12 protein-coding genes are annotated in these 14,955 nt (G+C 72.0%); 10 read left to right on the top strand and 2 right to left on the bottom strand.

The annotated features are described in order from the left end of the window. Positions 1-269 precede the first annotated feature (269 nt). Positions 270-2,750, top strand: coding sequence for a malectin domain-containing carbohydrate-binding protein (locus tag Cs7R123_RS08520; RefSeq protein WP_244871698.1), 2,481 nt, complete (start codon positions 270-272; stop codon positions 2,748-2,750). A gap of 162 nt (positions 2,751-2,912) precedes the next feature. Here the strand turns inward: Cs7R123_RS08520 and Cs7R123_RS08515 are convergent, their stop codons facing one another. After that, positions 2,913-4,817 carry a multicopper oxidase family protein gene (locus tag Cs7R123_RS08515; protein ID WP_212824911.1) on the bottom strand — a complete coding sequence of 635 codons (1,905 nt, stop codon included), beginning with the start codon at positions 4,815-4,817 and terminating at the stop codon, positions 2,913-2,915. Positions 4,818-5,091: 274 nt separating this feature from the next. Here Cs7R123_RS08515 and Cs7R123_RS08510 point away from each other — a divergent pair, with 274 nt between their 5' ends. Next, a complete protein-coding gene (locus Cs7R123_RS08510; RefSeq protein WP_212824909.1) occupies positions 5,092-6,075 on the top strand; it encodes a pentapeptide repeat-containing protein in 984 nt (327 codons plus the stop codon). A gap of 162 nt (positions 6,076-6,237) precedes the next feature. Continuing rightward, entirely contained in the window at positions 6,238-6,759 is a 522-nt protein-coding gene (locus Cs7R123_RS08505) for a hypothetical protein (protein ID WP_244871972.1), read from the top strand. Positions 6,760-6,816: 57 nt separating this feature from the next. Here the strand turns inward: Cs7R123_RS08505 and Cs7R123_RS08500 are convergent, their stop codons facing one another. Beyond that, positions 6,817-7,323, bottom strand: a complete 507-nt coding sequence (locus Cs7R123_RS08500; protein WP_244871697.1) for a DinB family protein — start codon at positions 7,321-7,323, stop codon at positions 6,817-6,819. 139 nt (positions 7,324-7,462) lie between these two features. On the opposite strand from Cs7R123_RS08500, the gene Cs7R123_RS08495 reads away from it, so the two are divergent. From Cs7R123_RS08495 to Cs7R123_RS08465, 7 genes are all read left to right on the top strand, one after another. Then, entirely contained in the window at positions 7,463-7,705 is a 243-nt protein-coding gene (locus Cs7R123_RS08495) for a hypothetical protein (RefSeq protein WP_212824905.1), read from the top strand. 186 nt (positions 7,706-7,891) lie between these two features. Next, entirely contained in the window at positions 7,892-8,674 is a 783-nt protein-coding gene (locus Cs7R123_RS08490) for a 3-hydroxybutyrate dehydrogenase (RefSeq protein WP_212824903.1), read from the top strand. 23 nt (positions 8,675-8,697) lie between these two features. Beyond that, a complete protein-coding gene (locus Cs7R123_RS08485; protein ID WP_244871696.1) occupies positions 8,698-10,593 on the top strand; it encodes a helix-turn-helix domain-containing protein in 1,896 nt (631 codons plus the stop codon). 112 nt (positions 10,594-10,705) lie between these two features. Beyond that, positions 10,706-11,326, top strand: a complete 621-nt coding sequence (locus tag Cs7R123_RS08480; protein WP_212824899.1) for a hypothetical protein — start codon at positions 10,706-10,708, stop codon at positions 11,324-11,326. A gap of 143 nt (positions 11,327-11,469) precedes the next feature. Next, entirely contained in the window at positions 11,470-13,326 is a 1,857-nt protein-coding gene (locus Cs7R123_RS08475) for an MFS transporter (RefSeq protein WP_308442876.1), read from the top strand. Between the two features lie 98 nt (positions 13,327-13,424). Beyond that, positions 13,425-14,618 (top strand): cytochrome P450, encoded by a 1,194-nt coding sequence (locus tag Cs7R123_RS08470; RefSeq protein WP_212824897.1) that lies wholly within the window; start codon positions 13,425-13,427, stop codon positions 14,616-14,618. After that, on the top strand, positions 14,615-14,824 hold the full coding sequence (locus Cs7R123_RS08465; protein WP_244871695.1) for a ferredoxin: 210 nt from the start codon (positions 14,615-14,617) through the stop codon (positions 14,822-14,824). Before Cs7R123_RS08470 ends, Cs7R123_RS08465 begins: the two co-directional genes overlap by 4 nt. Positions 14,825-14,955 lie beyond the last annotated feature (131 nt).

The following is a 14,955-nucleotide window of genomic DNA, read 5'->3' as shown; positions in this document are numbered from 1 at the left end:
GAGCAGCAGACGATCCGTGCCGGCATACGCGCGGTCCGGTCACGACGGTCCGCGCCTGGCCCCTGTCCGAACGGACACATCACAGCTTGTCCCCTTGCCCGGAAACGGCGCTGGGGCAAGGCTTTGCACCGACGTCCGGCACCGTGTCCACTCCGCATCCGCGGAGGCGCGGTGCCGTCTTCTGTATCACCGCCGGGTGGGAGAAAACTGTGAGGTTTGGCCGGATCGTGGTCGCCGGGGCGTGTGTCCTGGCCACCACGCTATGGGGGGTGGGTCCTGCGGCCGCGGTGCAGCCGTCGCAGTCGACGCTGCCCGACGCGGTCCCCTCGACCGCGACCCCGAACATCAACGACGGCACCGTCAACGCGATCGTGAAGGTGGGTGGCAAGGTATTCGTCGGCGGGACGTTCACCGGCGTCACCGACCGCGGTCCGAGCACCAACTACGCCAAACCGTACCTGTTCGCGTTCGACGCGGCGACCGGGCTGGTCGACGCCGGCTTCGCCCCGAACATCAACGACGAGGTGCTGGCGCTGGCCCCGGGGCCGGTGGCCGACACGATCTACGTCGCCGGGCGTTTCACCGGCGTCAAGTCGGGCGGCTGGAGCAGGCTGGTGCTGCTCAGCACCGTCGACGGCGCGGTGGTCACCACGTTCAAGGCGCCCGCGATGAACGGCGCGGTCACCGCGGTCAAGCAGTTCGGCACGCGCCTGCTGGTCGGCGGGTTCTTCACCACCGTCGGCTCTGCCACGCGGTACGGCTTGGCCACCCTGAACGCGAGCACCGGCGCCTTCGACACCTACGCCGACATCGCGCTGACCGGCCACCACAACTACAACGGCGGCGGCGCCAACTCCTCGGTCGGTCCGACCGACCTGGACATCACGCCCGACGGCAGCCGCGCGATTGTCATCGGCAACTTCAAGACGGCGGGCGGCGGCGACTACGACCAGGTGGTCATGCTCGACCTGACCGGCCCGGCCGCGGCGATTGCGAACTGGCACACCAACCGCTTCGACGACACGTGCAGCGCGTGGGCGTTCGACAAGTGGGTGCGCGACGTCGACTTCTCCCCGGACGGCAGCTACTTCGTCGTCGTGAACACGGGCGGGCCGTACGGCAGCGGCTCGCTGTGCGACAGCGCCTCGCGCTGGGAGACCGCGGCCACCGGCGTCAACCTTCAGCCGACCTGGGTCGACTGGACCGGCGGCGACACGCTGCTGTCGGTCGCGGTGACCGGCGCCTCGGTGTACGTCGGCGGCCACCAGCGCTGGCTGAACAACGGCTACGGCGGCGACTCGGCCCAGCAGGGCGCCGTGGCCCGGCCCGGCCTGGCCGCGCTGGAGCCGCTCAGCGGCGTGCCGCAGACGTGGAACCCCGGCCGCCACCCGCGCGGCGTCGGCGCCTCGGCGCTGTACGCCACCGCCGACGGCCTCTACGTCGGCTCCGACACCGAGTACGTCGGCAACTTCGAGTACATGCGCGGCCGGATCGCGTACTTCCCGCTCGCCGGCGGCTATGCCCCGCCCGCCGGGGTCGTCGGCGACCTGCCGACCGACGTCTACTTCCCGAACAGCACCGTGCCGTACAGCGCGGGCGACGTGCTCTACCGCGTCAATGCGGGCGGCCCGCAGGTCGCGGCCACCGATGGCGCCCTGCCCTGGGCGGCGGACACGGCGCTCGCGCCGAGCCCGTTCCACAACACCGGCAGCACCCCGAACACGATCACGTCGAACACCGTCACCCTCGACGCCTCGGTCCCGGCGAGCACCCCGCCCGCCGTCTTCGACGACCAGCGTTACGACGCGTCGGCCGCGCCGGAGATGAGCTGGTCGTTCCCGGTCGCCGGCGGCACGCCGGTGGAGGTGCGCCTCTACTTCGCCGCCCGGGACTGGGCCTACCACCTGCCGGGGGACCGGACCTTCGACATCAGCGTCGACGGCACGCTGGTCGCCGACGACTACGACACCGTGGCGCAGGTCGGCTACAAGGTCGGCCAGATGCTGGCGTTCCCGGTGACCAGCGACGGCACCGTGAACGTCGACTTCGCCCACGTGGCGCAGGACCCGGGCGTCGAGGCGATCGAGATCGTGCGTACCACCTCGGGCACGGGCAGCGGCCTGGCCAAGCGGGCGTACGACGGCACCACCGCCGCAGCGCCCGCCCCGGTCGGCGGCGCCGACGGCACCGTGTGGGCGAACCTGCGCGGTGCGTTCCTCGTCGACGACAAGCTGTTCTACGGCATGTCCGACAGCAACATGTACGTCCGCTCCTTCGACGGCACCAACCTTGGCCCGGCCGCCCTCCTGAACCCGCACTCCGACCCGCGCTGGGACGGCGTGCCGACCCTGTCCGGCTCGTCGGTCTACACCGGGGTCAAGTCCGGCCTGTACGGCGAGCTGCCGAACGTGCGCAGCATGTTCTACGCCAACGGGAAGCTGTACTACACCATCGCCGGGCAGAACGCCCTGTTCTGGCGCTGGTTCAGCCCCGACAGCGGCATCGCGGGCTCGCAGCGCTACCAGGTCAACGGCAGCGGCGGCGGGGCGGACCTGGAGTACCTGGGCGACACCTCGGGCGTGCTGTTCGCCTCCGGCGGCTACCTCTACTGGTCGCGGGGCGGCAGCGACGGACGCCTGGTCAAGCGGGCCTTCGACGGTACGGCGTTCAGCGGTGCCGCGACCGCGGTGAGCGGCCCGGCCCTCGACGGCGCCGACTGGCGCTCGCCGGGCGCCTTCCTGCGCGGCTGACCCCACCCGACGGCCCCGCCCCCACCCAGGGTGCGGGGCCGTCGCGTGTCCACCCCGGACCACCGCCGGGCCGACCCTGGGCCGACCCTGGGCCAAGTTGCCGGGCAATCGTGGGAAAGAGTGCCCAAGATACGCCCGATTGCCCGGCAACTTGGCTGATCTTCAGCCGACCTGGAGGGGGCGCATCATCTCGTTGTCCTCGTGTTCGATCAGGTGGCAGTGCCAGACATAGCGGCCGGCCAGGTCGAACTTGGCTTTGACCCGGGTGACCTGCCCGGGGTACGCGATGACGGTGTCCTTGCCGCCCAGCTCGTTCGGCTGCGGCGGCAACGTGCCGTCCGGCCCCCGTCCCAGCACCTCGAACTGCACCAGGTGCAGGTGGATCGGGTGGGCGCCGACGGTGTCGTTCTGGATCTCCCAGATCTCGGTGGCGCCCAGCGCCGGGTGCTCGGTCACCGGGTCGTCCCAGTGCCGCTTGGTGACGGTGCCGTCGGCCGCGACCGTGCCGAGCAGGACCTCGACGGACATGTCGTCGACCGCGTACTCGTCGAGCGACACGCGGCGGGTGCCGGTCGCCGGGCCGAGCGGGGCGATGTGGGGCAGTCGGAGCCGGTCGGGCGGGGTGCTGCCGTCGTGGCCGTGCAGCCGTCCGACGACGAACTTCATGACCTGGCCGGTGGTCTGCGGATCGGCGAAGGGGTCTTGGGTTCCGTGGAACGGCTTGTCCGGGCCCTCGTTGATCAGGTAGAGCTCGGTGCCCTCGACCAGCCCGGTGAAGTCGACGATCAGGTCGGCGCGCTCGGCCGGGGCGAGGATCAGTTCCTGGAGCTCGACCGGCTTGGGCAGGAAGCCGCCGTCGTTGCCGATCTGCCACAGCGGCAGGGCCGGGGTGACCGGCCGGGGCGCGAGCGGATCGGTGCCGATCTTGAGGATGAGGACGCGGGCGTTGCAGCCGTTGAGCAGGCGCAGGCGGTAGCGGCGCGGCTCGGCGTGCAGGACCGGCCAGGTGGTGCCGTTGGCCATGATCGTGTTGGCGAAGAACTCGGGGTTCCAGATCGGCGGGAACGGCCCGTCCGGGATGTACGGTCCGGCGTCGTCGGCGTACGCCCGGCTGGTCGGGTAGAACAGCGATCCGTCGGCGTTGAACGAGCGGTCCTGGATGCAGATCGGCAGCTCGTAGTGGCGGGTGCCGGGGCGCTCGCCCAGCGTCGGCGCGGGGCCGGGCAGCACCCCCGGCGGCAGGTCGGAGCTGCCGCCGCGCAGCAGGTAGAACCCGGCCAGGCCCGCGTACACGTTGAGGCGGGTCATGCCGAGGGTGTGGTCGTGGTACCACAGGGTCGAGGCGCGCTGGTCGTTGGTGTACTGGAACGTCGCCGAGCCGGGCCGCCACTGCTCGTGGTCGGCGGCGGCGAACCGCTGGGCGAACTCGCGGTAGAAGCTGCCGTAGCGGGCGTAGCCCTTCGGGATGTTCTTCGCGTCGGGCAGGTACCACGCCTCCGGGTAGCCGTCGCTCTCCTGGTGCGAGTGGCCGCCGTGCAGGTGGGTCACGATCGGCACCGGGCCGCGGTACGGGCCGGGCGTGCTGGTGAAGGTGGGCCGCATGTCGCGCCCGTGCTCGCCGCCCGGCGGGTTGGCCCAGTGCAGCGTGGGGTCGACGGCCAGCAGGTGCGGCCGGTAGTCGCCGTAACCGTCGACGAGCCCGTTGCTCCAGGTCACCCGTACCGGGTGGTCGGCGAGCGCCTCGAACGTGCACGACGGGGAGGTGAAGGTCGCCGGGTGGTCCGGCGAGCCGTACGCCCACACCGTGGTGCCGGGCAGTTCGGACGGCAGGATCTGCTGGCGCACCTGGCGGACCTGCACCACGTACTCGGCCTGCGTGTGGCGGTGCGGCACGGGCGGCATCACCGCGGGCAGCGCCAGCTCGGTGGCGTACTTGCGGATCTTCGTCGGATCCAGGGTCCCCGCCCGGCCGCGGGCGGCGGCCTGCGCCCATCCGGCGCCCGGCGCGAGCAGCGCCCCGCCCGTTCCCCATGCCGCGGCTTGCAGCAGCCGCCTGCGTACGACCATGTGAATCTGCCCCCGTACGTGTGTGTGCCTTGATCGGCTCTTTCGGCGCAACGAGGTAGCCGATTGCGGGAAACGGCCGGTCAGAGGGCATGGCGAAGCCGTTTTCGCTGCCTGCTGGTAGTCGTACGGCTGCGGTGGGTCAAAGTTCGGTAACACGGTCGGACAACCCTGGCATCTCGGGCAACGAGGGGTTGTACCCTCGCCGCCCGCCGCCTAGGTTTGGCGCCACGCGCTGGTGACCTGGGCAAACCCGGCGCCGGAAGGTGGTTGCGCCGTGTGGCACGATGAGGCGCTCGTCGAGCGGTGGCACGTCGCCACCGGACCGGACCTGCAGGACGAGATCGTCCGCCGGTTGCAGACCGGGGAAGCGCTGGACGGTCTGCCGGTCGAGCGTGTCGACGGCCGCTGGGATCTGCGCGGCCTGGGCGTGCCGCAGGTGCGCACCGTCGAGCCGGACCAGCGCGAGCCGATGCTCGGCGGCACGAGCTTCACCTTCGAGTTCGCGGCCCTGCCGACCGAGATCGAGTTGCAGAACGCGCACCTGGCCGACCTTGACCTGCGCGGGGCGCACCTGCCCCGGCTGCGGCTGTTCGGCTGCGTGCTCGACAACTGCCGCTTCGACGGGGCATACCTGGTGGGCCTGCGGATGTGGGCGACCGACGTGCTCGACTGCACGTTCACCGCGGCCGAGCTGGCCCGCTCGTCGGTGGGCGGCTGGTATGCCAACCGGCCCAACCGGCTGCGCGGAGTCGACTTCAGCCACGCCGACCTGACCCGCCTGGGCTGCGGCGTGGCCGGGTTCACCGAGGTCGACTTCTCCCACGCCCAGCTCGCCTGCACCAACTTCTGGCAGGCCAGCCTGGTGCGCTGCACGTTCGCCGGAGCCCTGCGCGAGGTCGTCTTCGACGGCCGGGTGCTGGAGCGCGACCGCAACCTCGGCCCCAACCCGATGCTCGACGTCGACATGGGCCGGGTGACCGCCTTCGACGACGTGGACTTCCGGGGCGTGAACTTCGACCGGGTCACCCTGCCCGCGCAGCTGGACCTGCTGGTGGTGCGCGATACCGCGCGCATCGACGCGGGCATCGCCGTGCTGGAGGGCTGCGAGGACCAGGCCGCGCTGGTGGCGCTGGGCCGGTTGCAGTACCTGCGCCGGTTCATGGGCGTCAGCGGGGGCAGCGACCAGGCCCTGCTCGACTTCGGCGCCATCGCCGACCGGGCCGCCGCGGAACTGCTGCGGTCGCTGCTGGCGGGCTGACGTCCCACCCTCCTGGCGACGGCGGGCCGATGTCGCCTGCACGTGGCACACTGTCGCCTCGCGGACACAAGGATGTCTCGCATCACCCCCCACGGAGGACCCCCAGTGGACCTGGCCACCCTGCAGGCGCAGCAGACGCTCGTCGTCAAGCAGCGCTTCACCATGATGATCAACCGGTACGAGGTGCGTACCGCGACCCCCGACGGCTCCGACGGCACCATGCTGGCCTTCGCCGAGCAGAAGCGGATGAAGCTCAAGGAGGAGGTCACTCTCTTCCGCGACGACGCCAAGACCCAGGTCTTCGCCTCGTTCAAGGCCCGCAGCGTGCTCGACCTCGGCGCCACCTACGACGTCAAGGACCAGAACGGGGCGCCGATCGGCCTGTTCCGGAAGGACTTCGCCAAGTCGCTGCTGCGCTCGACCTGGCACGTGGAGCCCGGCGACGGCACCAAGGTCACCGGACAGGAGCGCAGCCTGTTCGTGGCGCTGCTGCGCCGCTTCTCCGACGTGACGTGGTGGCCGTACCACTTCGACTTCGTGCAGGACGGCCGGCCGGTGTTCTCGGTCGAGAAGAAGTTCAAGTTCTTCCGCGACAAGTACACGGTGACCATCCACGACCCGCAGATCGACCGCCGCCTGGTCGTGTCGATGGCGGTCGCGCTGGACGCCCTCCAGGCCCGCTGAGCCTCGCCGGGTCCGGTCGCCGGCCGGCGGCCGGACCCACCTCGCGGCGCAGCGGGGTCAGGCCCCGGTGACGCCGTCGACGCCCTCGCGCAGCAGGTCGGCGTGGCCGTTGTGCCGGGCGTACTCGTGGATCAGGTGCAGCATGACCATGCGCAGGGACACGTCCTCTGCCCAGCTCGCGCTGTAGCCGGTCACGTCCAGCGACGCGGCCTCGCGCTCGATGCGGCGGGAGTGCTCCACCTCGGCCTGCCAGGCGGCGAACGCCTCGGCGCGGGTGGAGTCCGTGGCGTCGTACGCCACCTGGAAGTCGCGCTCGTCCGACCAGACCAGGCCGATGTCCTCGCCGTCGATGACCCGGCGGAACCAGGCGCGCTCCACCTCGGCCATGTGCCGCACCAGCCCCAGCAGCGACAGCGTCGACGGTGGCATGGACCGCTGCCGCAGCTGCTCGTCGTCGAGGCCGTCGCACTTCCAGGCCAGCGTGGCGCGGTGGTAGTCGAGGAAGGTGCGCAGCATCTCGCGCTCGCTGGCGGTGGGGCTCGGGCCGATCCGTTCGGTGGTCACCGCGTGTGTCTACCAGCCGGGCGGCCTTGTCAAGATCGCGGGGTCGCCGGATCGGGCGATCGACCGAGGCGCCGGACTCCGGCAGGCTTAGTTACAAGTCCGAAATAAACGGACAAAAGCCAAAGGGAAGGCCACCGCCATGACCAAGGTACGACTCGCCGTCCTGCTCGCCGCCGTCGCGTTCGGCGCCACCGCGCTGGCGACCCCGGCCGTCGCCGCCGACACGTACGCGTGCGCGGTGGTCACCAAGCTGCCGCTGCTGCCGCCGGTCAAGACCACCGTCGTCGTGCAGGCGGCCAGCCTGGCCCAGGCGGTTCAGCTCGCGCCGAACCTGACCGGTGTCGTCGGGACGGTGCTGGACGTGCGGTGCGTGAAGAGCTGATCAGGCTCAACCCCTGAGGCGGCCGTTCGCGACGGCCGCCGGGGCCCGGCGCGCGCGTGGGCGAGCACGCGCCGGGCCCACATTCGGACCCGGCCGCACCGGCATGTCCGCGCACATGTCCGCCGGGTGCAGTATGTGGTCCCGACCCATGTGATCGACCGGCGCCGGAACCTAGGTTCTGGACTCATGACGGCATCGCCTATGGCCCAGCGCCATGTTGTGCACCTCGACCTGACCGGCCGCACCGCGATGGTGACCGGCGCGGGCAGCGGCATCGGCCGCGCCTGCGCGGTGCGCCTGGCCGCCGCGGGTGCGCGCGTGGTCGTGGTGGACCGCGACGCCGAGGCCGCCGCCCGGGTGGCCGCCGAGGCCGGGGGCAGCGCGGCCGGGGTGGACCTGTCCGACCCGGCGGGGCTGGACTCCCTCGACGGCGCCGTGGACGTGCTGGTCAACTGCGCCGGGCTGCAACACGTGGCGCCGGTGCACGAGTTCGCCGCCGAGCGGTTCGGCTACATTCAGAAGGTCATGGTCGAGGCGCCGTTCCGGCTGGTCGGCAAGGTGCTGCCGCACATGTACGCCAACGGCTGGGGCCGGGTCGTCAACATCTCCTCCGTGCACGGGCTGCGCGCCTCGGCGTACAAGTCGGCCTACGTGGCGGCCAAGCACGGGCTGGAGGGCCTGTCGAAGGTCGTGGCGCTGGAAGGCGCCGCGCACGGGGTCACCTCCAACTGCATCAATCCCGCGTACGTGCGCACGCCGCTGGTCGAGGGGCAGATCGCCGACCAGGCGCGCGCGCACGGGCTGGCCGAGTCCGAGGTCATCGAGAAGATCATGCTGGCCCGTGCCGCGATCAAGCGCCTGATCGAGCCGGACGAGGTCGCCGAACTCGCGGCGTACCTGTGCACGTCCGCCGCCTCGTTCATCACCGGCGCCTCGATCGCCATGGACGGCGGCTGGACCGCCAACTGATGCGCGTGGCAGGATCGGTCGCCATGTTGGGCGCGGAGTTCCTTGAGCTGCTGTCGCGCGAGGCCGCGGCCGTCGAGTTCGAGGGCCCGCTGATCGCCGCGCGGGCCGCCGGCGCGTCCCCGGAGCACCTGGCCGAGCTGGAGGACGCCAAGGTGCTGGCGCTGCGGGTGCGCGGGCTGCTGGAGCGGCGCCGCCAGCGCGAGATGGAGCTGTCGGGCCTGTACGAGACCGCCGGCGACCTGGCGGGCCTGCGCGACCTGGACGCGGTGCTGCGCGCGATCGTGCACCGGGCCCGGCGGCTGCTCAGCACCGACATCGCCTACATGACCCTCAACGACGACGAGCACGGCGACACGTACATGCGGGTCACCGACGGCTCGATCTCGGCGAAGTTCCAGGTGCTGCGGCTGCCGATGGGCACCGGGCTGGGCGGCCTGGTGGCGCAGTCGGGCACCCCGTACGCCACCGCGAACTACATGACCGACATGCGGTTCCAGCACAAGGGTGACATCGACAGCGGGGTGAGCGAGGAGGGCCTGGTCGCCATCCTGGGCGTGCCGCTGCGGCTGGGCTCGCGCGTCATCGGCGTCCTGTACGCCGCCAACCGCTCCGCCCGCCCGTTCGCGCGCGAGGAGGTGGCGCTGATGGTGTCGCTGGGCGCGCACGCCTCCGTCGCCATCGACACCGCCCGGCTGCTCACCGAGACCCGGGCCGCGCTGGACGAGCTGTCGGCCGCCAACGGGGTCATCCGCGCCCACAGCGCGTCGGTCGAGCGCGCCGCCGCGGCCCACGACCGGATGACCGGCCTGGTGCTGCGCGGCGGCGGCGTCGAGGACGTGGTGGCCGCGGTGACCGAGGTGCTCGGCGGCGACCTGGTCGTGCTCGACCCCGACGGCCGGGCCGTGGCCGCTGTCGGCGGGCTGGGCGAACTCGAACTGCCCCGCGTCGCCGAGGCGGTCTCCGCCTCCCGGCTGGAGGGCCGCGCCGTGCGCCGCGACGGCCTGTGGGTCGCCGCGGTGGTCGCCGGGGCCGACGACCTGGGTGCGCTGGTGCTGCGCCCCGAACGCGAGCTGGTCGACGCCGACCAGCAGATCCTCGAACGTGCCGCGCTGGTCACCGCGCTGCTCACCCTGTTCCGGCGGGCGTCGTCGGAGGCCGAGGGGCGGGTGCGCGGCGAACTGCTCGACGACCTGCTCGCCGAGCCGGTGCGCGACCCGGCCGCGCTGCGCGAACGCGGCCGCCGCCTCGGCGTCGACCTCGACGCCCCGCACGTGGTGGTGGCGGTACGGGCCGAGACCGCCCCGGGCCAGCCGCGCGGGCGGGCGCTGTCGTGGGCGGGCACGTACGCCTCGGCGCGGACCGGCCTGGCGGCGGTGCGCGACGGCTGGGTGGTGCTGCTGCTGCCCGGCACCGAGCCGGGACCGGCCGCGCAGGCGGTGGTCCGCGAGCTGTCCCGGGTGCTGGCGCGCCCGGTGACGGCGGGCGGCGGCGGGTCGGCGGGCGGTCCGGGCGGGCTGGGGGCGGCGTACCAGGAGGCGGTCCGGTGCGCGTCGGCGCTGATCTCGCTCGGGCGCACCGGCGAGGGCGCGGGCAGCGCCGAGCTGGGCTTCGTCGGGCTGCTGCTGGGCGCGGTCAGCGAACGCGACGGCGGCGACGTGCAGCAGTTCGTCCGGCACACCATCGGCGCGATCGTCGACTACGACACCCGCCGGGGCACCACCCTGCTGGCCACGCTGGAGGCGTACTTCGGCTCCGGTGGCAGCCTGGCCCGCGCCGCCGAGCGCCTGCACGTCCACGTCAACACGGTCACCCAGCGGCTGGAGCGGGTAGGCAACCTGCTCGGCGCCGACTGGCAGGGCCCGGCGCGCTCGCTGGAGATCCAGCTCGCCCTGCGCCTGCACCGCCTCCGCAACCTCTGACCTCAGGTAGGGAAGGGCACCTTCTTAACCACGGGTTGCGCGGCGGTGGGCGAGTGACCTGTTGACGACACGAGATGGCTCGACCCGGCCCGCGCGAACCATTCTGTACGGCATGCGAATGAGATTGATGTTGACGGGTACGGCGGCCGTCGCCGTGCTGCTGCTGTCGGCCTGCGGCCCCGAGGACGGGACCGGCGCCACGGGCGCCACCGCCGGGGCGTCGACGGGCGCGTCCGCCTCGGTCGGCGCGGCGGCGAGCCCGGCCGGCGGCGGTTCGGCCGACCGTGACGGCTGCCTGCTCGGCACCTGGAAGGTCGACGTGGCCGACATGGCCGCGCAGGCGGCGAAGATGCTGCCGCAGGCGGGGGTGGAGGGCAAGGGCACCGGCGACATCACGCTGGCCTTCGCCGACAAGCTGACCATCACGTACGACGCGAACATCGCGATCAGCGTGCCGCTCAACGGCATGACGATGAAGGTCGACTCGAAGTACACCGGCAGCGCCGTCAGCTCGGACTGGACCTCGGCGGGCGGCAAGATCGCCGGAACCATGCCGACCGACGACGTGAAGGCCGACATGAAGGCCACCATCGGCGGCAAGACCGCGCCGATGCCCTCGATCCCGTTCAAGGGTGCGATGAACCTGAGCGAGGGCAATCTGGCGTACACCTGCTCCGGCTCGTCGGCGACGATGACCGGCCCCGGCGTCACCTGGCACATGACCAAGGCCTGACCTGCGGCGCGAACATGCACCGTAAGGAAGGGCACCTTCTCTACGTGAACCGATGAGAAGGTGCCCTTCCTTACGCTCGCAGTGGCGTAGTGCACACCGGGAAACTTTGCGCACTGTGCAAGTTCGGTGGCAAGGTCGATCCCATGACCCCCGGCCACCACACCCCCCGCCACCTGCGCATGGGCCACCGCGAGATCCTCGAATCGCTCAGTGGCCTGCTGCTCGTGCTGTTCGTCGCCATGATCAGCTCGACCATCGTCTCGACCGCGCTGCCGCGCATCATCGGCGAGCTGAACGGCACCCAGACGCAGTACACCTGGGTCGTCACCGCGACGCTGCTCGCCGCCACCGCCACCACCCCGATCTGGGGCCGGCTGTCGGACATGTTCGGCAAGAAGCTGCTGGTCATGGTCGCGATCACGATCTTCATCGGGGGCTCGCTGCTCAGCGGGTTCGCGCAGGACACCGCGCAGCTGATCGCGTTCCGGGGGGTGCAGGGTGTCGGCGTCGGCGGCCTGCAGGCCCTCGTCCAGATCGTGATCGCCTCGATGATCCCGCCCCGCGAGCGCGGCCGGTACAACGGCTACCTCGGCGGCGTGATGGCGGTGGCGACCCTGGCCGGACCGCTGCTGGGCGGACTGATCGTGGACACCTCGTGGCTGGGCTGGCGCTGGTGCTTCTTCGTCGGCGTGCCCATCGCGGTGCTCGCGTTCGCGCTGCTGTGGTTCACCCTCGACCTGCCCCGGGCGCCCCGGGTCAAGACGAAGATCGACTACGCGGGCGCGCTGCTGATCACCGCCGGGGTGAGCACGCTGCTGGTCTGGGTGTCGTTCGTCGGCGACTCGTTCGCCTGGCTGTCGGGGCAGAGCTACGCCATGGTGGGCGGCTCGGTCGCGGTCCTGGCTCTGGCGGTATGGGTCGAGCTGCGCGCCGAGAGCCCCGTCGTCCCGATCACGATCATCGCCAAGCGGGTGCCCGCCCTGGCCATCCTCGCCAGCCTCGCGGTCGGCATGGCCATGTTCGGCGGCTCGGTCTTCCTCGGCCAGTACTTCCAGATCGGCCGCGGCTACAGCCCGACCGAGGCCGGGCTGCTCACCATGCCGATGATGCTCGGCGTGGTCATCTCCTCGACCATCAGCGGCAGGATGGTCACCAAGTCCGGCCGGATCAAGCCGTACCTGGTGACCGGGACGATCGCGCTGGTCGCCGGGTTCCTGGGGCTGTCGTTCATCGACCACGCCACCCCGCTGCCCGCCATCGGCGCCGGCATGCTCCTGGTCGGCCTGGGCGTCGGCATGACCATGCAGAACCTGGTGCTGGCCGTGCAGAACACCGCCGCGCTCAAGGACCTCGGCGCGGCCACCGGCTCGGTGACCTTCTTCCGCTCGCTCGGCGGCACCATCGGCGTCTCGGTGCTCGGCGCCGTGCTCGCCGACCGGGTGCAGTCGACCATCGCCGCGCACCTGGCCGCGGCCGGGCTGCCCGCCGGTGCGGGCGGCGGCTCGCTCAACCTGGCCGCCCTGCCGCCCGCCGCCCAGGCCATCGTGCGCGAGGCGTACGGCGACGCCACCGGCCACGTCTTCCTCATCTCGGCCGCCGTGGCCGCCGTCGGTGTGCTCGCCGCGCTGCTGCTGCCCACGATCGTGCTGCGGTCCAGCGTCGGCGCCCCAGCCGCCGCCTCCCACGCCGAGGCTGCGGCGCAGGTCGGGCCGCAGGCCGCATCGCACGCCGCGCCGCAGGCCAAGACTGCGGACCCCCGGGTCGCCCCGCCCGCGCCCCGGCCGGTCGCGCACGCCGGGTTCGCGCCGCGCCAGCCGATGCCGACCGGGCCGCGCCCCGCCCCGCACGCACCCGTGGCGCACGCGTACCGGCCCGCCGGGTACACCCCCGCCCATCGGCGCGGCGCGTCGGCCCCGCTCGCGGGCGCGCGTGCCGACGGGGACGGGTTCGGCGCAACCGGGCGGGACCCCTGGCAGGAGCGCGGCGACTGGACGCCGTGACCTGCATCGATGTCCGATTTTGACCGGCCGCCGGGTAGAACAGGCAAAAGCTGACATTTCCTTGTAGCTTTGAGGGGTCTCAGGCCTTGGGAGGAACGATGTCAGACACACTGGCCACCCGCATTCCCACCTACCCGTTCGGCAACGACGGCCTCGACCCGCGACTGCCCGACTTCGGCCTGGAGGGAGTCGGCCGGGTGCAACTGCCCACCGGACAGCAGGCGCTGCTGTTCACCCGGCACGAGCACCTGCGTGAGCTGCTGCGCAGCCCCGACTTCTCCAGCGACTTCACCCGGCCCGGCTTTCCGCTGATCCGGCCCCTGCCCGACGAGATGCCCCGGCGCGAGGGCTCGTTCATCCGGATGGACCCGCCGGAGCACACCAAGTTCCGGAGGATGCTCACGCCGGAGTTCATGATCAAGCACATCCGGACGCTGGAACCGCTGATCCAGCAGACCGTGACCGACGCGCTGGCGTCGATGCAGGCCGTCGGGAAGCCCGCCGACCTGGTCGAGCACTTCGCCCTGCCGGTGCCGTCGATGGTGATCTGCCACCTGCTCGGCGTGCCCTACGCCGACCACGAGTTCTTCCAGGAGCGCAGCCGGATCCTGCTGGCCTGGTCCAGCCCGCTGGACGTGGTCCGCACCGCGGTCGAGGAGCTGCGCGAATACCTCGTCCGCCTGATCGAGCGCAAGCGGGGCGAACCGGGTGACGACATGATCAGCCGCCTGGCGGCCGAGCGCGTCGCGACCGGCGAGATGACCGAGCCGGAGCTGGTCGGCCTGTCGCTGCTGCTGCTCATCGCCGGGCACGAGACCACCTCGAACATGATCGGGCTCAGCGCGCTGGTCATGCTCCAGCACCCCGCACAGCTCGAACGGCTGCGCCAGGACCCGGCCCGGATCGACGACACCGTCGAGGAGCTGCTGCGCTACCTGACCATCGTGCGCACCGGGCTGACCCGCGTCGCGATCCGCGACACCGTGGTCGGCGGCCACCGGGTCCCGGCCGGTCAGGGCGTGATCGGGCTGCTGTCGGCGGCCAACCGCGACGCCGACGTGTTCCCCGACGGCGACCGGTTCGACCTGACCCGCGGCTCGCACCAGCACATGGCGTTCGGGTTCGGCATCCACCAGTGCATCGGGCAGCCCCTGGCCCGCGCCGAGCTGCGCATCGCCCTGGCGGAGCTGTTCACCCGGCTGCCGAACCTGGAGCTGGCCGTCGACCCGGACAGCGTCGAGTTCCGCGACGCGGTCGTGTTCGGGGTGCGGGAGCTGGCGGTGACCTGGTGAGCGACAGGCTGCGGGTCGCCGTCGACCGCGAGGCCTGCTGCGGGTCGGGCAACTGCGTGCGTACCGTGCCGGAGGTCTTCGACCAGGACGAGGCCGACGGCTTGGTGCTGCTGCGGCAGCCCGCGCCGGCGGAGGCGGACTGGGCCGCGGTGCGCGAGGCGGCCTACAACTGCCCGGCGGGCGCGATCGAGGTCACGCAGGGCTGACGGCATCCGGTCCGCGCGCCCACACCGCACCAGGTGTGGATACACCGTATCGCGCCCACCCCGCACCGGGTGTGGGCACACCATATGAGGTGTGGGCGCGCGGACCGCGACCCTCCATCCCGGCCTGTCGG

Source organism: Catellatospora sp. TT07R-123, from assembly GCF_018327705.1.
Lineage (GTDB): Bacteria > Actinomycetota > Actinomycetes > Mycobacteriales > Micromonosporaceae > Catellatospora.
The sequence above is the reverse complement of the archived record's forward strand: the minus strand, read 5'-3'. Positions and strand labels throughout refer to the sequence as shown.

Coding starts and splice junctions, on each gene's coding strand:
- Cs7R123_RS08485 (WP_244871696.1), top strand. CDS start 8,698: ATGTTGGGCGCGGAGTTCCTTGAGCTGCTGTCGCGCGAGGCCGCGGCC.
- Cs7R123_RS08480 (WP_212824899.1), top strand. CDS start 10,706: ATGCGAATGAGATTGATGTTGACGGGTACGGCGGCCGTCGCCGTGCTG.
- Cs7R123_RS08490 (WP_212824903.1), top strand. CDS start 7,892: ATGACGGCATCGCCTATGGCCCAGCGCCATGTTGTGCACCTCGACCTG.
- Cs7R123_RS08505 (WP_244871972.1), top strand. CDS start 6,238: ATGATGATCAACCGGTACGAGGTGCGTACCGCGACCCCCGACGGCTCC.
- Cs7R123_RS08470 (WP_212824897.1), top strand. CDS start 13,425: ATGTCAGACACACTGGCCACCCGCATTCCCACCTACCCGTTCGGCAAC.
- Cs7R123_RS08515 (WP_212824911.1), bottom strand. CDS start 4,817: ATGGTCGTACGCAGGCGGCTGCTGCAAGCCGCGGCATGGGGAACGGGC.
- Cs7R123_RS08495 (WP_212824905.1), top strand. CDS start 7,463: ATGACCAAGGTACGACTCGCCGTCCTGCTCGCCGCCGTCGCGTTCGGC.
- Cs7R123_RS08475 (WP_308442876.1), top strand. CDS start 11,470: ATGACCCCCGGCCACCACACCCCCCGCCACCTGCGCATGGGCCACCGC.